Origin of the sequence: Rhodococcus sp. KB6, assembly GCF_001445685.1 — a bacterium.
GTDB lineage: Bacteria > Actinomycetota > Actinomycetes > Mycobacteriales > Mycobacteriaceae > Rhodococcus_F > Rhodococcus_F qingshengii.
The window spans coordinates 55,905-75,796 of sequence record NZ_LNAK01000028.1 but is presented as its reverse complement, the minus strand read 5'-3'; the positions used below and the strand labels follow the sequence as shown (position 1 = coordinate 75,796).

Here is a 19,892-nt window from a genome sequence, read left to right as displayed (position 1 = left end):
AGCATCAGCAGCCAAACCACTCAATGCACCCTTGTCCACAACCTGACGCAAATCATCGAAGTACGCCACCTCACCCGCACCGTTACCGGTGTTCGAGAACGTAAGCGTGTACTTGATGTCCTGACCGGCAACAACATTCGAACCCGACACCGGATCAGAAGACTTCACCACAGCAATCTTCGGAGACAGAACCGGATGCTCCGTCGTCACCGGCGGAGGAGTGATCTCCGGACCCGTCGGCGGCTTCGCAGTACCGGTGACCTTGTTGTTGATCAACGTGCCACCGGCAACACCGGCATTGACCTTGACCTGGTAGGTCAGAACAACCGACTTACCGGCCTCGAGAACGCCAGTCCACGAGAGCGCCGTCCCCGAGAGCGTCGGAGCAGCGGCAGCAGCACCGTCAACAGTCGCCTTCAGCGAACCGTCCACCAACGTCGCGTTGTCGAGAACCTTCGATAAATCATCAGTCAACACAACAGGATTGAGCGTCGTCTTACCGGTGTTCGTACCTGTCACCGTATACGTGATCGTCTGACCAGCATTGACGCCGGTACCCGACGCAGGATCGGCAGTCTTCGCGACAGTGAAACCGGGAACCGAGTGATTCGTCTCAACCGGCGGCGGAGTGATGTCCGGACCGGTCGGCGGCTTCGCAGTACCCGTGACCTTGTTGTTCAGGACCGTACCCGCAGCGACACCGTCGTTGACCTTCACCTCGTAGGTCAGGACAACCGACTTGCCGGCTTCGAGAACGCCAGTCCACGAGAGCGTCGTACCCGACAAAGTCGGAACAGCCACGGAAGCTCCGTCAATGGTCGCCTTCAGCGAACCAGGAACGACAGCAGCATTATTGAGGACCGCACCCAGATCGTCATTGATCTGTACCGGATCAAGCTTCGTCTTGCCGGTGTTGGTGCCGGTGACGGTGTACTTGATCGACTCGCCGGCCTGAACCGTCGAACCGGAGATCGGATCGGCAGTCTTCGCCAGCGTAAAACCTGGAACCGAGTGATTCGTTTCCACCGGAGGAGGAGTGATGTCCGGACCGGTCGGCGGCTTCGCAGTACCGGTGACTTTGTTGTTCAGAACCGTTCCCGCGGCAACGCCGGCATTGACGTTCACCTGGTATGTCAGAACAACAGACTTACCGGCCGGGAGATTCGCGGACCACGACAGAGTGCTGCCCGAAAGAGTCGGAGCAGCAACAGGAGCACCGTCGATGGTCGCCTTCAGCGAGCCCGGAACGACAGCAGCATTGTTGAGAACCGCACTCAGATCATCGGTGATCGTCGCGGGAGTCAGGGCCGTCCTGCCGGTGTTGGCACCGGTGACGGTGTACGTAATGGTGTCGCCGGCCTGAACCGTCGAACCGGAAACCGGATCAGCCGTCTTGGTCAGCGTGAAACCAGGCATGGGATGCGTCGTGCAGAGATTGGTTGCAGGATCACATGTTGTGGGGGGAGTTGTAGTCCCCGGAACCAGATAGTTGTTCAGAACTTTGTTGCCGCCGTCTTTGACAGTGACGGTGTATGTGACTGTCCCCTTGCCGCCGGCCGGCAAGGTGCCGCCGACCTTGATCTTGTCGGCGCCGTTCAATGCGGCGGTGAGTCCGCCGGTTGCAGCACCGACCGCAACTGTTCCGTCATCAATGACGTCGGCGAGGTAGTCCGTGTAGTCGATCGTTGCCGGCGCAGTGCCCGGATTCTCGAAATTCAGAGTGTAGGTGATTGATTGGCCGATATTGACCGTCTCACCGGTAGGTGGTGACGACGACTTCTTCACGAGAACCGGGGTGTTCTTGACCTTGCAATACACGTTGTCACCCGGTGTAAGTGCTGCCTGCGCAACGTCACCGACCCTGAGGGCCTGGGTCACGCCGTTTACCTGGCAATCCCACGATGTCGCATAGTTCGCGGTCTTGGTCGCCGAGGTAGTTGGCTTCTCCCAGAACGTGACGGGGGTGGGCGTGGTATCTGCGAGGAGCGTCCGCCAGCCAGTCGATGCCGTCGTATCAGTCGCACCGGTCGTGGTGCTCTTGATCTCGGTTGCTGCAGCGGCGCCTGCATCAGCGTGGTGTCCGGTGCTCATGCCGATAGTGAAATCGTCACCGGGGGTGACGCGCGTGAGGTCCTTGTCGATCTTGACCTTCGACAGCAGCACACCGAACGCCAGGCCCTGACGCGAGGTCGCCTGAACGGTATTTCCGAAAGTGGCTGCGAAACTTGTCGGAGCAGTCGATGCAACGACCAGCGTTCCGGGCGTGCGCCCCTGGCCATTGACGTTGTTCCACGAATCGCATCGGACGGTATTGGCTGGCATACCCGTCAGCCCACCGTCACAGGCCCGAATTCCGGGGTAGGCAGGATCACTGTCGTCACCGACGGTACGTGCGATCTGCCGTAGAGGCTTGTCCGAATTGAAAGTGAGGAATTCACGGTCGTTCGTAGTATTGATATTCGCGTCTGTCGACTCGGCGTCGGCTGCTACGAGCCCGTAGTTGTTGACGGCGCCATTCGGCCCCGTCATCACGATGTTCTTCAGCGAGACTGTTCCACCGGACTGACCAGCGGTGGCTGAGGTTTGGTAGATCGCCGGCTTGATCGTCGTCGGCACACCCGTGTACGCGGAAGTTCCCAACGCTGCATAGTGCAACGTGGGAAATGCCTTCGTTTCGATCCCCTGGTGTGTCTTTCCCGCTACCGAGTCGGTGAGGAAAGCCTTGAAGTTGATCTTGTAACCGTCGGTGAGCTGGATTTCCATCGACTGCCCTGCCGCAGAAGCAGCCGTTGCCGCATCGAGCGTCGACATATCGATCCAGCAGATGTTCTGCGAGAACGGACCGGTGCCGGGGGCGCTGAATGCGCAGCCTTTTGCAGGCTGTTCATCCGGAAGAACAGCGGCGCGAGCCGGCGTCTGAGCCTGAACGGGACCGCCGAGCGTTGCGGCCGGCTGCGCTGATGCAGCTACTGCCGTCGCGCCGGAGAGGCCGAGAATCATCGCGATGGCGGTCCACACCACCGTCCACGCTCGCACCCAGGGCGGGAGCCCTGCGGTGAATATGGCCGACCTTGTCGGCGGTATGTCGTTAGGCATTTCTTACTCCCCAGGATGTGCCTGATCGATGTTCGATGGACGGAGATGCGAGAGCGCTGGCGCGAACTCCCGGTTGATCGGTTGGTTCGGGTCGATGCGCCTGTTTTCGGCTGATCGACCTCACACCGGACGCTGTTGCCGGTCCTGTCATTCGAGCTCCTCTTCGGAAACACCTGCGTGTTGGAAGAGCCGCCCTGAACAGGACCTTGGCCCTCGAAATCCGCGCAAATCGAGAGCAACCTTCCAGTTATCAGGAACAAGATAACAGATAACCGGGAGCTTGCCCATCGAAAGTCAGACAAAGCAGACCGATCGACGTTTTTGTTCGTAGATCGGACAAGCTTCGAGGAACAGTGTTGTTCGAGCGGACAATTCAGCCCCCGGAGTACGGCACCGCGGCGAACGCGATGACATTCACCCTTTCCGCTGACCAGATCGGGTGACGACCAACCTCGAGGAAGATATGGAATCTGGACAAATGCCCAATATGGATAAGGCCTGTTGGATGCGCCACAGACCCTCGAACGACGTTCGGAAACCCCGTCCTGCATGGAGTCCGATCACGCGTGCGAGCCCGTCGAAATTGATCGAATTGATCCAGACCACACTCAGCGACGGCTGCCGGTAGCGAAGCATCCCGAGGCTCCGATAATTGGATTGCGAGGCACCAACTTCGCCCGAAACCGGGCGGCCGCCTTCGATTCAAACCCAACTTCAAGTCCGTTTTGTAGCTTTTCAGGCAGAGCAGTTCTGCTCATTTTCTGCCATAGCTATTTTCCGATCCTGCTCAGCTAGTCGAAAGTTCAGCGACCGTGGCTACCGCCCGGCAGAATTCTCGTAACTGACGAGCAACAACCGGACTAACCAGCCAAGCGTCACAAGAGTGCCAAAAAGGGCCCTTCCGCGTGCCTCGAGGCAAATGCATCGAGGGCGAAAGGGCCCGAACCGGGCACCACGGAGCCGAGGGCCCCGCCGCAAACTAGCTGCTGCCGAACCCCACACTGTTGGCGTAGCGATCGAAATCGCCCTGGGCTCCGCTGTAGACGTTGATATCAGTGTTTCCGGTGATTCCGGGGATGCGTCCGGTGCTGGTGTACTGCCAGAAAGTCCAGTTGGACCAACCGCCGGGTAGCGGCCCCGGTGCGTTCTGCCCGTTGTAATCGGCGATCCACAGCGGGTAGTGGTTGAACTCGGTGGTGTTGGCCATCTGAGTACGCCAGAAGTTGGGATACGTGTAAATGATGGGCTGCCGCCCGGTAAGTGCCTGGACTGTATTCAAGTAGCGATGAGTCCAGTCGATGACCTGCCCGGCGGGCAGTCCCTTCGCGTCCTCGAGATCCAGAACGGGCGGGAGGTCACCAGGTCCGTTGATACCCAGGACGATCGCCGAATAGAAGGCGGCCTGGGCTTCGGGGGACTGGCGAACGTCTGCGTAGTGGTAGGCCCCGCGCGAGACGCCGGCAGCACGCATGACCAGGCAATCCTGGATGAAGTACGGATTGACGTAGTTGAGCGACTCGGTGGCCTTGACCATCGCGAACTCGTGCCCTGACGCCTTGACCTGGAACCAGTCGATTCCGGTTCCGTCCACGTGTTGCCACGAAGAGACGTCCGGGCCACGGGGAGCGTCGGCAGCGGCGAGGCCAGGTACCGTGATCGCGATGGCAGCTGCCATCGCGATCGGGGTGAGCTTGCCCAGTGTCCTGACGATCCGTCGCTCGACCATTTCCCGAGACTAAGGTCGACTAGTCCGTTTTGTCCCCTAATTCAGGGAATGTTCACTCAACCGAGCCAATCGAGAACAGCCGCAGCGGTCCACGACTGTTGCATACTGCCCAGCGGCTCACCGGTGAAAGGCTCGTAGTATTCGGCAAAACTGCCATCGCTGGCCTGCCGCAACCCCTCCGAACGCAAGACGTGCGATCTCTCGGCCCACCCCCGACGCGCGAACGCCCACGAGAACAACCACGTGATCACCGGCCACACCGGGCCACGCCAATACTCCCGCGGGCGGAAATCGCCGGAAACCGGAGACGTCGACGGTGGGACAGCAAACCGCATGTCCGGGTGACCACAGAATTTGGGCCCCTCGAAAGTGCGCAACAGAGCGCGCTCGGCATCGCGGCTCAGGCCGCCGCACAGCAACGGCGCAAACATCGCGATGGTCTCGGTATGAACCCATCGCCCGGTGCGAAGATCGAAATCCTTTGCTGCACCTGATCGTTCATCGGTGGTGGCAATCACGCCCTGCCGGAATCGATCTGCCCAACCGCGCAGATCACGGACGTCGGAGTTCGGCCGCGAATGCTCCTCACCGATAGTTGCCAAGACGTCGCATGCCATCGAGAAAACCGCACTGACAAACACGTCCTCGACGGCAAAACTCATGGCAGTGGCGAGTTGAGAATCCTCGTACCGCACGGCCTTCATCTCTTCGAGAAGCCAAAGGTAGCGGTCGTATTCGTTATCCGTGGGCCGCTGAGACAGGTCCGTCACCACAGCGAGATCAGCACGCTGATACGCAGGAACTTGTCCCGCAACAACATTCGCGTACGCCAGATCCCACCGCGGAGAGTTGTCCATCCCAGATTCCCACCCGTGATAGAGCGCGATACGGCCGTTGCCGTCGAGATCGCGGGCCTCCGCCAACCACCGGTGCCACCGAACCAGATCGCTCCAGCGCCGGTCGAGGAACTCTTCCGCGACCGCACGCGTCGTACGTCCGTGCCGACGCGAATGATCGAGAATCCGCTGCACCGCGATCGCGTGAACGGGGGGTTGGGTGATTCCCGATGTAGCGGTACCCAAAGGAGCATGCGCTGCCAACGCATTGACATCCCACCGCGTCGGGCCGGGGAAGTAGCCGTCGACACCGTTCGCGAACACGATGTGCGGAATCATTCCGTTCTTCCACTGAGCCGAGAGCAAGGTATCGAGCTCTACTACCGCCCGTTCGACGCTGAGCGGCGCCAGACCGACCGCCACGAACGCTGCGTCCCAGCTCCACATGTGGGGATACAGCTTCGGGGCAGCGCTGGTCATCGTGCCCAGGTCGTTTCCGCGCAGCAAGTAGGCAGCTCGGGCGGCGAGCTGAGTCGGGGTAAATCCGCGGTCTGCCATAGATGTCTATTTTGCGACGCGTCGAGCCTTTGCGCTCACCGAGCACGAATCCGGCGCTGCAGCCGCAATAATGAAGGAAGTCCGTCAGGTGATCTCGGAGTGGAGGCCTAGTGCGCGAGAAGATCAAAGCACTGCTGTTCGACGTCCAGGGCACAGCGACCGATTTTCACAGCACACTGTGCCGAGAGGCCCGTCGAATCACCGACGCCGACGTGGACTGGCCAAGATTCGTCAATCTCTGGCGCGCTGAGTACTTCGCGAACACCTCCGAGGCCGACGATTCCACAGGCGAATGGGTGACAGTACATTCGGTGTACCGCGAGGCTCTGCGCAAGCTGTTGGCCCGCGAGAGCATCGAACTTTCCGATGCCGAACAGGAAGAACTCACCACCGCCTGGAAATTCCTGGACCCGTGGCCCGACACTGTCGCCGGCCTGACAACCCTGCGCCAGCAGTACACAATCGCTGCCTTGTCCAACGCCGACGTGAATGCCGCAGTCAGCATCTCCCGGCACGGAAATCTGCCATGGCATGCCGTCTTCACTGCCGAAATGGCCGGCGTCTTCAAACCAGATCCGAAGATCTACCACCTGGCTGCTCGATATCTCGGGTACGACCCGGCCGAGATCATGATGGTTGCCAGTCACAAATACGACATCCGGGCGGCCAAAGCTCTCGGATTCCGCACAGCCTTCATAGCTCGACCACTCGAATTCGGAGCCAGGGGCAATCCCGATGTGTCCTTCTCCGACGAGTTCGACATCAACGCCGAGGACTTTCTCGATCTGGCAGCGCAATTGGTCCACTGATCCCGTGCCTGCGCGTCGTTGCTGGTATTCCTACGTGAAGGAATATCGAAACGGACAGGCGGTTTGGAATTCATGGGCACCAAGGAAGACAGCGCTACCCGCGAACGCAAGGCCCTGCGGTACTCGCTCGTGGTCGCAACGGCGTTGGCTGTGCTCGCCGCATTCTGGGGCTGGATCTCGCAGTCCCAGGTGATCCTGCTCGACGGTGTGTACGCCCTCATCGGAATGGTGTTGACGGCGCTCTCACTGCGGGTCTCGCGGATAGCCGACTCGGGCCCCACCGCACGCTTCCCGTTCGGCAAGGAGGCATTGATCCCGGTCGTCATCGCTGTCCAGGGCATTGCACTACTGGCGACGCTCGCCTACGCCGCAGTCGAGGCAGTTCGTGTCATCCTCGCGGGCGGAGCCGACGTCACCGCGGGGTCTCTGGTGGCATACGGCGCTGTCAGCGCAGTGGTGTCGATCATCATCTGGCGCTACGTCGGACAAGTCGACCGCACATCTGATCTGCTCGTCGCCGAAGCCAGGCAATGGGGAGCGTCGGCTGCCTTCAGCGCGCTGGTCGCAGTCGGTGCTGTCGTCGCAATGATCCTGGGCCGCACCGATTTCTCCGACGCCGACCGATATGTCGACTCCGTCTTGGTCCTCCTCGGCTGCGCGATGCTGGTCCCGCAACCGTACGCACTTCTGCGAACCGCACTGATCGAACTCCTCGAAGGTGCTCCCGGCGAAAACGTTCAGGCCCGCGTGCACGATGCCATCGCCGTCGTCCGCGACGAATTCGGTTTGGACGAACCGACTCTCACCATGAGCAAGGTGGGTCGCAAGCTGTATGTCGAAGCGACGTTCATGGTCGCGCCACACAGCTGGGACATCGACGGTGAAGACGCAGTACGACGCTCGTTCGCCACCAGCCTCGCCGATCTCCCCTACGAACCGTGGCTGAACATCGAACTGACTACAGATCCGGCGCTGATGCTCTAGCGACGGAATCTGCTCTCGAACAACAGAATCACGACGGCCGGGCCCACCTCACCTTCCCGAAAAAGCCCTTGACTCGAAAGTATGTTCGAGTATGATGGAAGGCGGAACGGGGGGTTCTCATGACGATCAACATCACCGACGAAGATACTGTCACCGACGTGGTCAACAACTCCGCCGTGGGTGTGCGCGGACGATTGTGGCGGCTTCACCCCAGCGACGTCCGCGAGATCGCCATCACCGCGTCAGCGGAAATCCTTCGCCTGGAAGCCATTCGAGTGGCCGCTGTCGACACCCTGACGTTGAACCCGGACGAACAAGTACTCTGCTACCGCGGCACCGGACAATGGCTCGCGAACCACACCATGCTGCAGATCTCCACCGGCAGAAGAATCGCAGCCCTGGGCAAAGCGCTACGGTCGTTTCCCGAGATCGAAGACCAATTCGATGCCGGTGACCTCACTTTCGAGCACGCAGCACTGATCGTGGCGTTCTGCGAATCCCCACCCAAGGCAATGCCCGACGCCGCACTACCGTACTGCCGCGACACACTCCTCGCCGCAGCATCGGGAACCGAAGCAACCACCGTCAAACTGCGCTACGCCATCAGCGTCCTCGAGCACATGTTCGAATCCGACGACCCACCACCAAGCGAAGACACCGACCGCAACGAACTGCGCATCTCCCCCACCCTCAACGGAAGAGTCGCCGTCCGAGGCGATTTCGACGGAGTGACCGGCGAAATGCTTCTCTCCGCCCTCTCCAACCTCTCCATGCCCACCCCCGCCGAAGACGGCACACCCGACAAACGATCCGCCGCCACACGCAACGCAGACGCCATGGCAGAACTCATCCGGCGCTACCTCGACAACGCTGCCACCGGCATCGACGGCGGCCAACGCCCACACCTGAACGTGCACATCAACGCCAAAGACCTGGCCTACCACCGTGAATGCGCCACAACGGGTGATGGCTCAACACCTGTCCCTTCCGAGGACGACGATCCCGGCATGCTCGATCTCGACTTCCACGATCTCGACAAACAAGATCTCGATGTCGGCCACATGCCCTGGATGGGACCACTGAGCGTCGGCCGCACCCGCATGATCGCCTGCGACTGCATGCTCTCCAGCGTCCTCCTCGACGGAAACGGTGCCCCACTCGACGTCACCCCACTCAAAAGGCTTGTCACCGCGGCACAACGCACCGCCCTGATCGCCCGAGACAAAGGGTGCGCCTTCCCCGGCTGCGACTGCGTCCCCGCCTGGACCGACGCCCACCACATCAAACACTGGGCCAAAGGAGGACCAACCGTCATGGACAACCTGGTCCTGCTCTGCCGAACCCACCACACCCTGATGCACCGAAAACCCGGATTCACCGGCAAATGGGAAATCCGAATGGGCACCGATCACCTGCCCTGGTTCATCCCACCACCAGGCATCGACCCCGACCGGAAACCCCTCCGCTCCACCACACGACTCTGAACCCGGAGGTCACCGAGCACACGCCTCGGTGACCCATTCCGGCATGCTCTCAATTGCCTGCCCACTCCAAAAGATCTTCGGCGGTCCAGGTATTGATCACCCGATCGGCTTCGACACCGCACTTTTCGGCCCGGTCACAGCCGTAGCCCTGCCAAGCCAGCTGACCGGGGGCATGGGCGTCAGTGTCGATGGAGAAAAGACAATCGAGATCGCGGGCCAACTCGATCAAACGCGAAGGCGGGTCACGACGCTCCGGTCGGGAATTGATCTCAACGGCTGTGCCTGATTCGCGGCAGGCCTCGAACACTTTCTCCGCGTCGAACTGCGACTCGGGCCGGGTTCCGCGAGCACCCTCGACAAGACGCCCGGTGCAGTGTCCGAGAATATCGACACGCGGGTTTCGCACTGCAGCAAGCATTCTGCGGGTCATCGCCTCACGCTCGGACCGCAGCTTGGAGTGGACGCTCGCCACCACGATGTCGAGTTCGTCGAGCAGATCGGGATCCTGGTCGAGTGAACCGTCCTCGAGGATGTCCACCTCGATTCCCGTGAGAATGCGGAAGGGAGCCAGTTCGGCATTCAACCCGGCTATCACGTCGAGTTGAGACCGTAGGCGCTCCGCGGACAACCCGTTGGCAACTGTGAGGCGAGGCGAATGGTCGGTGAGGGCGCAGTAGTCATGGCCGAGTGCTGCTGCGCGTCGCATCATTTCTTCGATGGGGCTTCCACCATCGGACCAGTCGGAGTGGGTGTGGAGGTCGCCGCGCAGCGCTTGTCGCAATGGGCTGTCGCCGATGGGCTCAGCCTGCCCCCGCAGTTCCTCGAGATACTCGGGGATGCCGTCGTACGACTGAGCGATAATCGTGGCAGTCTTCGGCCCGATGCCGGTGAGGGCCTTCCAACTGTCGGCTTTCCGGCGAGACTCCTTCTGCTCGTCGGACAATCCTGAAAAGACCTCCGCAGCTCGGCGATAGGCCTTGACGCGGTGCGTTTCAGCGCGTGATCGTTCGAGCCAGTAGGCGATCTCCCGAAGCGCTTCATCCGGTTCCATGAGACCACTGTTCCGTCAGCAGCGGCTCGCGGCAACCCTTGATCCCCTTACGCTGTGAATATGGACGACCCGAGAGCACGATTTGAAGCCGCGCGGGTGGCTCACCTGGCAACGGCAGATGCGGCCGGCGTTCCGCACATCGTGCCGCTGGTATTCGTCTTGGTCGGCGGCACCGTCTATTCCTGTGTCGACCACAAACCGAAAACCACGACCGCTCTTCGCAGGCTCCGGAACATCACCGAGACGGGGCGCGCAAGCCTGCTGGTCGATCATTACGACGACGACTGGTCCGCGCTCTGGTGGGTCCGCGTCGACGGACATGCGGAGGTTCTCGACCCCGGCACCAAGGAGTCCGAGAGCGCGATCGATGCTTTGGCCGCAAAGTATCCGCAGTACGTAGATCACCGACCGCACGGACAGGTCATAGCTGTCCGCGATGTGGAGTGGTCGTCATGGTCCGCAGCAGCCTAAGGTTCTGTCCTAGTGTTCAAGGAGCGAAAGTGATTGCAACACTCTCAATTCGGACAAATTGGCGGGGGATCGATGAAACGACGGCAGTTACTTCAGCGCGTAGCCACAGGTCTGGCGCTGGTAGCGGGACCTCAGGTGATCGACATGGGTAGCAGTTCCGGAAGCAGTCAAGACGCAACAAGCCCGTTGAACGAACAGTTGTCGGTTGTTTCGCTCTCACACGTGAACGACCCGGCGACGACGCCGGTTTTTCCAGGCGACCCCGAGTTCACTCTCGACACAGCGGCCACCATCGCAGACGACGGCTACTACCTCCAGTACGTCAAGGAAGGTGAGCACACGGGCACGCATTGGGGCGCACCCGCACACTTCCAGGAAGGCGGCCTCACAGCCGACCAACTCGATCCGGCGGACCTCTTCCTCCCCGCAGTGAAGATCGACATCCGGGACAAGGCTGCCGCCGATTCGGACTATGCGCTCACGGTCGCGGACCTGCAGGAATGGGAAACGCGCAACGGCAAGATCCCCGATGGAGCGGCCGTAGTTCTCTGGACCGGGTGGGAATCGCGCTGGGGTAGCGAAGAATATGCCAACTCCGATGCCGAGGGCGTCACCCACCAGCCCGGCTTCTCGGTGGACGCGGCGCGGTGGCTGATAGACACCGGCCGTTTGGGCACCCGCGGAGCATTGGGAACCGACACGTTCGGTCCCGACCTCGGAAACGACGAAACCTACCCCGTCTCGACAATCCTGTACGACAAGCATCGAATCAGCCTGGAGAACTTGAACAATCTTGCCGCCCTGCCAACCACCGGGGCTAGCATCCTTGTCGGTGGTGCGATCAACAAGGCCGGATCGGGTTCACCGGCAACGATTTTCGCACTACTACGGCGATAACCATTTGCGACGGTCGCCGTAGACAACGACCGCGCCCTTCCCACTTCTCTTCGCCTCGTACATCGCCGCATCGGCCTGGCGAAGAAGAGTGTGCGCGCTGAGCGGTTCGTCCCCAAACTCGAACTGCGCGGACTCGAAATGCGCGACACCAACGCTCGCACCCACCGACACCGATGTGTCTGCAGTCTGATCGGACCTGAGCGCGTCGACGATCCGGCGAGCCACGACGACGGCGTCGTCGATCGTGCCCTGCAGGAGCACTGTGAACTCGTCGCCACCGAATCGAGCGACAAACGCACCCTCGGGAACCGCTTCGCGCAGACGTGCTGTGAGAGCAACCAGTAACCGGTCGCCGGCCGGGTGCCCGTATCGATCGTTGATCTGTTTGAAGTCGTCCAGATCGACAAGCATCAGCACCCAATCGGAGTTCGTCTGGCGATAGTTTTCGATGGCGCTCGCAAAGTGTTCGTCGAACGCGGCCCGGTTTGCAAGCTCGGTGAGTGGGTCGTGATGTGCTCGGTACCTCAGCTCGTCCTGGGCAGCGGAGATCTGTTGGAGGAGCGCGTCGTTCTCGAGGAGCGTGAGTATTTGGCGCACCAGCGCGAGAACCAACACGCCGACGCCGAGTATCACGACCACGGCATCGAGGTTGCCGACGATCAGCGCCTGAACAGTCACGATCGTCGCGATCACCGCGATCAACAGATACGGCAGCAGCAACTGAGTCCGATCGCTTCGCCACTGCTGCGGCGCGTTGCGGTTCCGAGGCTCGGTTCGCTTCGTCAGCGCCGCCAAGGCGATCAACGGCGGCCCCGCGATGAACCCGGCATCGGCGATGGTCGGCATACTCTCGGCGCCGATCGCCACCAAGTACGCGTAAAGACTGTCCGAAAGGGAGAGCATCACCAACCCGCACCCGAGGAACGTCAGCGGTTCGCGGATCTCGGCAACGGCCTTCGGTCCGATGACCATCAGCAAGACCATGGCGATCAGAACGAAGTCGGTGATCGGATACATCACCGCGACAAGAAACCCGAGAGATCCCGTCGGACCGGTATGAACGACGGCGCCCAGGGCCGTTGTCCACGTGAGGATGAACAATCCACCGACAACGACAAGGCCGTCGAGCGTCAGCACGAGCCAGAGATGGATCGGACCGATCGCCTCACGCCGGGGCGACTGACGCACCAACGACAGAAGCGCCGGCACGGCGAACACCGGGAACATGAAGAAACCGATATCCGCGATCGACGGCGACGGAAGTGGAACGTGGAGAACCGAGCGGTAGAACGCCCAGAAGAACATCCCGAGAGTCCAGCCGGCCATACCCAGAGCCATCAGAGTTCGCCAACGACGCTCGACGCCGTGATAGCGCCGCGATGTCCACCAACAGACCGCAGTTGCGGTGGCTCCGCCGACGAGCTGGGCGATATCGTCCACCAGAACCGAAGTTCGTGGGCTGAGCAGCCCGGATCCGGCGAGAGCGATGACCGCGACAACGACGCCGAGAACCAGCCACGTGCGTCGCGCTCGGAACTGCGTCATCGAAGAACCCATCGGTGTTCAAGGCGTCACCACCGATCGTCTTGCAGCCGGCATCGTTGCGGCCGGAATGTTCGTGGTGACGAATGCCCGTACGAACCTACCCGATTTGGTAGCGGATTGTTAACTGGACGAACGATCAGGAAGGCTCGTACGCCGCGGCGCTGTATTCCGCTCGGGTCCTACGCCGCTGCGAGGTCCATTTCGCGATCACCCCTTGCGACGGGCTGAACAGGTACACCAGAGCGAACACGATGCCCTGCGTCATGACGACCATGCCACCGGAAGCCGTGTCGAGGTAGTAGCTGACGTAGATACCGGCAATCGCGCAGACTGCGGAAACGACGGGAGCTATCACCAGCATCCGCGAAAACTTGTCGGTGAGGAGGTAGGCCGTCGCGCCGGGGATGATCAGCATCGCCACCACCAGCACGACGCCGACGGCTTGCAACGCCACAACGGACGTGAGTGCGAGGACGCCGAGTAGCAGCGCACCCAGGCGCTTGGGCGAAAGACCTATCGCGTTCGCATGGATCGGGTCGAAGGCGAACAACGTCAGATCACGACGCTTGATCAACAGAATGCTCAACGCCAACGCGCCAAGTATCGCGACCTGCAGAAGATCTGACGAGCTCACCCCCAGCAGGTTGCCGAAAATGATGTGGTTGAGATCGGTCTGGCTGGGGGTCACCGAGATGAGAACCAAACCGAACGCAAAGAGAGTCGTGAAGACGATACCGATCGCGGCGTCTTCCTTGACGCGACTGGTGTTACGGATCAGTCCGATCAGCGCTACGGCGATCAACCCGAAGATCAAGGCCCCGATAGCAAATGGTGCGCCGACGACGTAAGCGAAGACAACACCCGGCAGCACGGCGTGCGAGACGGCGTCGCCCATCAACGACCACCCGATGAGCACCAACCAACAACTGAGCACCGCGCAGACAACCGCTGCCACAACCGCAACGGCCAACGCGCGCACCATGAATCCGTACTGGAGAGGATCAAGTAGGAGTTCTACGAGGTTCATCGATCAGGTCCTGTCCATCACGTCGAGACCGAAAGCCAGGGCGAGGTTTTCCGGTTGCAGCACGGTGTCCGGGTCGGAATGCACCAGGACCTTGCGCATGAGCAGTACCGCCTCGTCGCAGAGTTTCGGCACAGCGTGGAGATCGTGGGTCGAGACCAAGATCGACCGGCCGTCGGAAGCCAACTCTCGTAGCAGCGTAGAAATCGTTGCCTCGGAACGCTTGTCGACGCCCGCAAACGGCTCGTCCAGCAACAGTATCGACGCGTCCTGCGCGATGCCGCGTGCGACGAACGCGCGCTTCTTCTGACCACCCGAGAGCTGACCGATCTGACGATCCGCAAATTCGGTGAGTTCCACCCGCTCGAGGGCCTCTGCCACCGCCTCGCGATCTGCACGCCGCGGACGTCGCAAGAATCCGAGGTGACCGTACCTGCCCATCATCACGACGTCACGGACGCTGATCGGGAAGGTCCAGTCGACGTCTTCACTCTGCGGCACGTATCCGACGCGGCCGCTCTTGCGCGCAGTGGCTGCGTCGAGACCGGCGATTCTGACAGAACCGTTGTCCGGCTTGATCATCCCCATGATCACTTTGAACAGAGTCGACTTTCCTGAACCGTTCATGCCGAGCAGTCCGCAGACGCTACCCGAGTTCAACGTCAGATCGACGTGGTCCAGTGCGTGGACCTCGCCGTAGTGAACGCTGACGTTTTCGACGCGAATGGCTTCGTTCATGATTTACCGCCGGTCAGACCGCCGAGGATGACATCGGTGTCGTGGCGAATCATGTCCAGGTAGGTGGGCACGGGACCGTCGGCTTCGGACAGCGAATCGACGTACAGCGTTCCGCCGAACTTCGCGCCGGTCGCCCCGACAACCTGCTGCATGGGGGCATCCGAGACCGTCGACTCGCAGAAGACGGCGGGAACGGAATTGGCTCGGACGAAGTCGATCGCGGCGATGATCTGCTGCGGCGTCGCCTGCTGCTCGGCATTGACCGGCCAGATATACGCCTCGCTGAGTCCCGCGTCCCTGGCCAGATAGGAGAACGCACCCTCGCAACTGACAAGTGCGCGCTGACCTGCGGGCAATGCCGCCAGGCCGCTGACCAGGCCGTCCTGCACTGCTTGCAGTTCCGACTTGTACTTCGCGCCGTTCTCCGCAAATGCCGAGGCGTTGTCCGGGTCGAGGTCGCTGAAAGCAGTCACCATGTTGTCGACGTAGATCTGCGTATTCAACGGAGACATCCATGCATGCGGATTGGGCTTGCCCGCATACGCGTCGCCGGCGATCGGAATGCCTTCGACGCCGTCGCTGACCACGACGTGTGGCACGTCCAGTCCGTTGACGAATTTCGCGAACCACGCCTCGAGGTTCATGCCGTTGTCGAGGACCAGATCGGCTTCGCTCGCCCGCCGAATGTCTCCGGGCGTCGGCTCGTAGCCGTGAATTTCGGCCCCCGCCTTGGTGATCGACTCGACGCGAAGATGATCGCCGGCAACGTTCTGGGCGATGTCCGACAGCACGGTGAACGTGGTGAGCACCACCGGGCGGTCGTCGTCGGAGCCAGAACTCACCGCAGAACAGCTGGACAGAAGCAGGGCGGCGAGGGCGGCAATTCCCAGGCGGCGGAAGTTCTTCGCGTCGCGTGTCGTCATGGTCGAACTCTAATATGTGGGTAAACAAATACACAAGTTCGTCTGGCCGAACAATCCTCACTCGATAGGCTCGCACCATGCGTCCTACTGCCTTGATCACCGGTTCCAGTCGCGGCCTCGGAGCTGCCATCGCACGCGAACTGGCGCCGACACACGACCTGCTGCTCGGTGCACGATCCGCACAGGCCCTCGAGCCGATCTGCGCCGAACTGCCCGGATCGACGCCCCTACCCCTCGACCTCACGGACTACGACGCCGTCGCCGCCGCCGCCTCGTCCATCACGACGCTCGACGTGCTGGTACACAACGCCGGCGTGGCCGACATCGGAACCATCGAGGAATCCTCGGTCGATCAGTGGCGACGCACCCTAGAGGCAAACGTCATCGCCGTCGCCGAACTCACGCGGGTTCTCCTGCCCGCGCTTCGTGCGGCCGGAGGTCACGTCGTGCTGATCAATTCGGGTGCCGGACTGCGCGCCAACGCCGGTTGGGGCTCGTATGCGGCCAGCAAGTTCGCCCTGCGCGCTTTCGGAGATGCGTTGCGCCTGGAAGAGCCGGCACTTCGGGTCACCTCCATTCACCCCGGACGGATCGACACCGACATGCAGCGCGACATCGTCGCGGGTGAGGGCGACGAGTACGACCCGGAGCGCTTCCTGAAAGCCTCCACTGTGGCGCGTGCCGTACTCACTGCCGTCGAAACACCGTCCGACGCACACCCCACGGAGATCGTGCTTCGACCTACCGGCCGGTAAATCCCCAGTTCGGCGGTAACGGAATGGTGACGATGGCCATCCGGATATCGCTTTTCCGGGCACTGGCCCGATACTGACATCAGTTGTCGGACAAAGAGACTGGACTTGTCTCAGGAGTTCATCGAGAGGTGGTGTGCGATGCATGATCATACGGATACATGGGGGATCCCCAGCCAGACTTTCCTTCAGTGGTACCTGGTGGCGGCTGCCGTCGCGATCGGACTCTCGCTGTACAGCCGAATGACTGCGCGCCGGTCACCGGTGGTCGTCGACGCTGTCCGTCGGACGCTCACTCCTCCCGAGATCGGTGCCTTGACCAGTGACTACCAAGCGGTGCTGGCGTCGATGGCTATTCTGCGCAGCGCCGAGCTGATCAGCACCGAAGGCAAGACCAAGCTGGCACTCACTGCGGAGGACAAGAATCGTCTCGACTGGTTCACCCGTACGGTGCACAAGCGGCTCGGCAACGGAAAGGTCCCGCTGCGGCAGGTGCGTCTGATGGGACGGCTGAACGTCGCACTCGCACAACTACGTACGACGTTGATCGACGAGGGATATTTGCAACGCCAGCAGGACGGTCTGACCGCTGCCCTTCGGACCGTTCCGATCGTGGCGGTCATTGCTCTCGGCGTAGTCCGTCTCGTCGCCGGAATCGCCGGCGGTAAGCCGGTCGGGTTCCTGCTCCTCACCATCATCGTTCTCGCTCTGATGATTCCACTTCTTCGCATCAAGCGTCGTCGGACAGCTTTGGGAGACAGCGAGCTTCGACGCCTCAAGCACGAAAACTCGTACCTCTCACCGAAACTGCGGCCCGCGTACACGAGCTACGGTCCCTCGCTCGCCGGGCTGTCGGCGGCGCTCTTCGGTGCGGGCGCTCTGGTTCTGATCGATCCGGCGCTGGCGGGAGCGGTAGCTGCGGGCGCCGCGTACAGCCCGGGTGGCGGAAGTTCGAGCTACTACAGTTGTGGCTCCTCATCCGGATCATCCGGCTCGGACGGCGGTGGCGGCAGTGGGAGCAGTTGCGGCGGCGGGGGGTGTGGGGGATGAGCACGCATGCAGCCGACACGTGGGGGATCCCCAGCGAGGATTTCCTCTACGGCTACATAGCCGTTTCGGCCACGCTCATGGTTCTCACTCTGGGGTGGCGTCTGATGATCCGGGCACGCCGGCACGGGTACTCAACCGAGCACGGGTATTCCGCCGAGCAACTGACGCCTCCGGAAGTCGGAATGCTCACCGGCGAGTCACGCGCCATCGCAGCATCATTGGCAATCCTGCGTAGCGCTGACCTGATCACCACCGACGGCGCTGTCCTGCGCCCGTTGGGCCCTGGCGACGAGACCCTGGACTGGTACACCCTCACCGTGTACCAGCGCCTGGCCCAGCAGGCTCTACCCCATCGTCGGCGCCAACTCGCCGAGCGTATGACGGTGGAAACAGCTCGCCTACGAAACTCTTTGGCGGACCGGGGATACCTGACCTCCGACAGCACCAGGCGTTCAATCTTTCTCTCCACAGTTCCGCTGAAGATCCTGGTGGCCGTGGGTATCGTCCGCATTGCTTTCGGACTGCACAACGACAAGCCCGTCGAGTTTCTGATTCTCGCCGTACTCGTCACCGGGTTCAGCATCCCGCTGCTCGGGCTCAACTTCGATCGAACCACCTCTGGCAAGGCGGCACGTTCGGAACTGACCACGGCACACGCCTACCTGTCCCCGCGCAACAAGCCTGCCTTCTCCGCCTACGGACCGCGTTTGGCGGGAATGTCCGCCGCTCTCTTCGCCGGTTCGGCGATGCTGATGATCAATCCCGCCTTGGCCTCCGCCGCCGGAATCGGTGCCGACGGCAGCGGAAGTAGCGGGGGTTCGGACGGTGGCGGTTCAGACGGGGGAGGCGGCAGCTGCAGCGGGGGTGGCGGATGTGGCGGCGGCGGTGGATGCGGGGGATAGCCGCGCCCGGGCGAGCATAAGCGCTGCGGCCTCGGTAGTGATGCCACGTTCCTCGCTCAACGAGTACACCTCGTCCAAGGTTCGACCGATCCCGCGGGTTCGTTCGACGACGTCGTCTTCGTTCCACCCCAAGACTTCTTGCCCCACGAGGTGAAAGGCTCCGCCTGCGTTCGCGACGAAATCAGGGGCACAGAGAACCCCGCGGTCTCGCAGAACCTCACCGGCAGCGGCATCGGTCAAGATGTTGTTTGCTGCGCCCGCCACGGCCATAGTCGGAATCGACGCAGCCGCAGCGGAATCAATGATGCCTCCCATCGCGCAGGGGGCAAAGAGGTCACACGGTGTTCGGAGGACCTCGCCGGCAGGAACGACCGTGTGCCCCGCGAGAGAAGCCGCCTCGAGGCGCTGCGGGTCCGTATCGGCAACCAGCAGACGTGCGCCAGCCTGCGCTGCGAGACGGACGACGTCGCCGCCGACGGCGCCGAGCCCCTGTACCAGTACCGTTCGGCCGTCGAGTGTTCCGAGTCCTCGGCGACGCGCCGTGGCCTTCATCGCTTCGAACACACCCAGAGCGGTGGCGTGCGCGCTGGAACCGGCGCCACCGTTGCCGACCGAACGCCCGAAGACGTATTTGGTGGTGCGGCTGAGCTGATCCATGTCGGAAGAGTTGGTGTTGACGTCAGGACCAGTCCAGTAGTTTCCTTCGAGCTTGTCGATGTTCTCGGCGTGGATGTCGAGGATACGGGTCCAGGTTGCGGCGTCGATCTGATTGCGCGGTGCAGGTAGCGCTATTACCGACTTCCCGCCACCCATCGGCAGATCGGAGACCGCCATCTTCAAAGTCATTGCGCCGGACAGCTTCCCGGCGTCCGCCAATGCGTGACCGATGGAGGGATAGTGAGCGGCCCGCGTGCCACCCGACGCCGGTCCCAGACGGGTGGAGTCGATTCGAATCACGAAAGTCGTGCCGGTCTCCCGATCATGGCGTGTGACGGTCAGTTCACCGTCCCAGCGCAGTTCGTCGTCGATACTCATTGAATCTCCTT

General features: G+C 61.7%; 17 protein-coding genes. 8 read left to right on the top strand and 9 right to left on the bottom strand.

The window, feature by feature from the left end; all coding sequences use genetic code 11:
• From ASU23_RS06630 to ASU23_RS06620, 3 genes are all read right to left on the bottom strand, one after another.
• Positions 1-3,096, bottom strand: a 3,096-nt coding sequence (locus ASU23_RS06630; RefSeq protein ID WP_253741231.1) for an isopeptide-forming domain-containing fimbrial protein, incomplete at its 3' end; no start/stop codon positions are given.
• Positions 3,097-4,075: 979 nt separating this feature from the next.
• A complete protein-coding gene (locus ASU23_RS06625; protein WP_058037585.1) occupies positions 4,076-4,822 on the bottom strand; it encodes a glycoside hydrolase family 25 protein in 747 nt (248 codons plus the stop codon).
• A 56-nt stretch (positions 4,823-4,878) separates the two neighbouring features.
• Positions 4,879-6,216: an amylo-alpha-1,6-glucosidase gene (locus tag ASU23_RS06620; RefSeq protein ID WP_042449890.1), complete on the bottom strand. Its 1,338-nt coding sequence runs from the start codon at positions 6,214-6,216 to the stop codon at positions 4,879-4,881.
• Positions 6,217-6,326: 110 nt separating this feature from the next.
• On the opposite strand from ASU23_RS06620, the gene ASU23_RS06615 reads away from it, so the two are divergent.
• From ASU23_RS06615 to ASU23_RS06605, 3 genes are all read left to right on the top strand, one after another.
• Positions 6,327-7,025, top strand: coding sequence for a haloacid dehalogenase type II (locus tag ASU23_RS06615; RefSeq protein ID WP_007735269.1), 699 nt, complete (start codon positions 6,327-6,329; stop codon positions 7,023-7,025).
• 72 nt (positions 7,026-7,097) lie between these two features.
• A complete protein-coding gene (locus tag ASU23_RS06610) occupies positions 7,098-8,009 on the top strand; it encodes a cation transporter (RefSeq protein WP_058037584.1) in 912 nt (303 codons plus the stop codon).
• A gap of 119 nt (positions 8,010-8,128) precedes the next feature.
• Positions 8,129-9,493, top strand: a complete 1,365-nt coding sequence (locus ASU23_RS06605) for an HNH endonuclease signature motif containing protein (protein ID WP_058037583.1) — start codon at positions 8,129-8,131, stop codon at positions 9,491-9,493.
• A gap of 49 nt (positions 9,494-9,542) precedes the next feature.
• Here the strand turns inward: ASU23_RS06605 and ASU23_RS06600 are convergent, their stop codons facing one another.
• Positions 9,543-10,544: a PHP domain-containing protein gene (locus tag ASU23_RS06600; RefSeq protein ID WP_003942580.1), complete on the bottom strand. Its 1,002-nt coding sequence runs from the start codon at positions 10,542-10,544 to the stop codon at positions 9,543-9,545.
• 54 nt (positions 10,545-10,598) lie between these two features.
• Here ASU23_RS06600 and ASU23_RS06595 point away from each other — a divergent pair, with 54 nt between their 5' ends.
• Together ASU23_RS06595 and ASU23_RS06590 are read left to right on the top strand one after the other, a co-directional pair.
• Positions 10,599-11,015 (top strand): TIGR03668 family PPOX class F420-dependent oxidoreductase, encoded by a 417-nt coding sequence (locus ASU23_RS06595; RefSeq protein ID WP_003942513.1) that lies wholly within the window; start codon positions 10,599-10,601, stop codon positions 11,013-11,015.
• 144 nt (positions 11,016-11,159) lie between these two features.
• Entirely contained in the window at positions 11,160-11,912 is a 753-nt protein-coding gene (locus ASU23_RS06590) for a cyclase family protein (RefSeq protein WP_007729041.1), read from the top strand.
• Here the strand turns inward: ASU23_RS06590 and ASU23_RS06585 are convergent.
• The 4 genes from ASU23_RS06585 to ASU23_RS06570 all read right to left on the bottom strand — a co-directional run bounded on the left by ASU23_RS06585 (position 11,901) and on the right by ASU23_RS06570 (position 16,142).
• Complete coding sequence (locus ASU23_RS06585; protein ID WP_007729043.1) at positions 11,901-13,457, bottom strand: GGDEF domain-containing protein; 1,557 nt, start codon at positions 13,455-13,457, stop codon at positions 11,901-11,903. The genes ASU23_RS06590 and ASU23_RS06585 overlap by 12 nt on opposite strands.
• A 136-nt stretch (positions 13,458-13,593) precedes the next feature.
• Complete coding sequence (locus ASU23_RS06580; RefSeq protein ID WP_058037581.1) at positions 13,594-14,484, bottom strand: metal ABC transporter permease; 891 nt, start codon at positions 14,482-14,484, stop codon at positions 13,594-13,596.
• Positions 14,485-14,487: 3 nt separating this feature from the next.
• A complete protein-coding gene (locus tag ASU23_RS06575; protein WP_058037580.1) occupies positions 14,488-15,219 on the bottom strand; it encodes a metal ABC transporter ATP-binding protein in 732 nt (243 codons plus the stop codon).
• Entirely contained in the window at positions 15,216-16,142 is a 927-nt protein-coding gene (locus ASU23_RS06570) for a metal ABC transporter substrate-binding protein (RefSeq protein ID WP_058037579.1), read from the bottom strand. The genes ASU23_RS06575 and ASU23_RS06570 overlap by 4 nt, the downstream gene beginning before the upstream one ends.
• A 77-nt stretch (positions 16,143-16,219) precedes the next feature.
• On the opposite strand from ASU23_RS06570, the gene ASU23_RS06565 reads away from it, so the two are divergent.
• The 3 genes from ASU23_RS06565 (at position 16,220) to ASU23_RS06555 (ending at position 18,846) form a co-directional block, all read left to right on the top strand.
• Positions 16,220-16,897, top strand: coding sequence for an SDR family oxidoreductase (locus ASU23_RS06565; protein WP_007729052.1), 678 nt, complete (start codon positions 16,220-16,222; stop codon positions 16,895-16,897).
• 138 nt (positions 16,898-17,035) lie between these two features.
• A complete protein-coding gene (locus tag ASU23_RS06560) occupies positions 17,036-17,944 on the top strand; it encodes a TIGR04222 domain-containing membrane protein (RefSeq protein WP_058037578.1) in 909 nt (302 codons plus the stop codon).
• Positions 17,941-18,846 (top strand): TIGR04222 domain-containing membrane protein, encoded by a 906-nt coding sequence (locus ASU23_RS06555; RefSeq protein ID WP_058037577.1) that lies wholly within the window; start codon positions 17,941-17,943, stop codon positions 18,844-18,846. Before ASU23_RS06560 ends, ASU23_RS06555 begins: the two co-directional genes overlap by 4 nt.
• Here the strand turns inward: ASU23_RS06555 and ASU23_RS06550 are convergent.
• Entirely contained in the window at positions 18,778-19,881 is a 1,104-nt protein-coding gene (locus ASU23_RS06550; RefSeq protein WP_058037576.1) for a Glu/Leu/Phe/Val dehydrogenase dimerization domain-containing protein, read from the bottom strand. The two genes, ASU23_RS06555 and ASU23_RS06550, sit on opposite strands and share 69 nt — an antisense overlap.
• Between the last annotated feature and the right edge of the window lie 11 nt (positions 19,882-19,892).

What these genes read in the sequence shown, in the direction of transcription:
- ASU23_RS06625 (WP_058037585.1), bottom strand. Translation starts at nt 4,822, where the DNA reads ATGGTCGAGCGACGGATCGTCAGGACACTGGGCAAGCTCACCCCGATC.
- ASU23_RS06620 (WP_042449890.1), bottom strand. Translation starts at nt 6,216, where the DNA reads ATGGCAGACCGCGGATTTACCCCGACTCAGCTCGCCGCCCGAGCTGCC.
- ASU23_RS06610 (WP_058037584.1), top strand. Translation starts at nt 7,098, where the DNA reads ATGGGCACCAAGGAAGACAGCGCTACCCGCGAACGCAAGGCCCTGCGG.
- ASU23_RS06605 (WP_058037583.1), top strand. Translation starts at nt 8,129, where the DNA reads ATGACGATCAACATCACCGACGAAGATACTGTCACCGACGTGGTCAAC.
- ASU23_RS06600 (WP_003942580.1), bottom strand. Translation starts at nt 10,544, where the DNA reads ATGGAACCGGATGAAGCGCTTCGGGAGATCGCCTACTGGCTCGAACGA.
- ASU23_RS06590 (WP_007729041.1), top strand. Translation starts at nt 11,160, where the DNA reads ATGGGTAGCAGTTCCGGAAGCAGTCAAGACGCAACAAGCCCGTTGAAC.
- ASU23_RS06585 (WP_007729043.1), bottom strand. Translation starts at nt 13,457, where the DNA reads ATGACGCAGTTCCGAGCGCGACGCACGTGGCTGGTTCTCGGCGTCGTT.
- ASU23_RS06580 (WP_058037581.1), bottom strand. Translation starts at nt 14,484, where the DNA reads ATGAACCTCGTAGAACTCCTACTTGATCCTCTCCAGTACGGATTCATG.
- ASU23_RS06575 (WP_058037580.1), bottom strand. Translation starts at nt 15,219, where the DNA reads ATGAACGAAGCCATTCGCGTCGAAAACGTCAGCGTTCACTACGGCGAG.
- ASU23_RS06570 (WP_058037579.1), bottom strand. Translation starts at nt 16,142, where the DNA reads ATGACGACACGCGACGCGAAGAACTTCCGCCGCCTGGGAATTGCCGCC.
- ASU23_RS06565 (WP_007729052.1), top strand. Translation starts at nt 16,220, where the DNA reads ATGCGTCCTACTGCCTTGATCACCGGTTCCAGTCGCGGCCTCGGAGCT.
- ASU23_RS06560 (WP_058037578.1), top strand. Translation starts at nt 17,036, where the DNA reads ATGCATGATCATACGGATACATGGGGGATCCCCAGCCAGACTTTCCTT.
- ASU23_RS06555 (WP_058037577.1), top strand. Translation starts at nt 17,941, where the DNA reads ATGAGCACGCATGCAGCCGACACGTGGGGGATCCCCAGCGAGGATTTC.
- ASU23_RS06550 (WP_058037576.1), bottom strand. Translation starts at nt 19,881, where the DNA reads ATGAGTATCGACGACGAACTGCGCTGGGACGGTGAACTGACCGTCACA.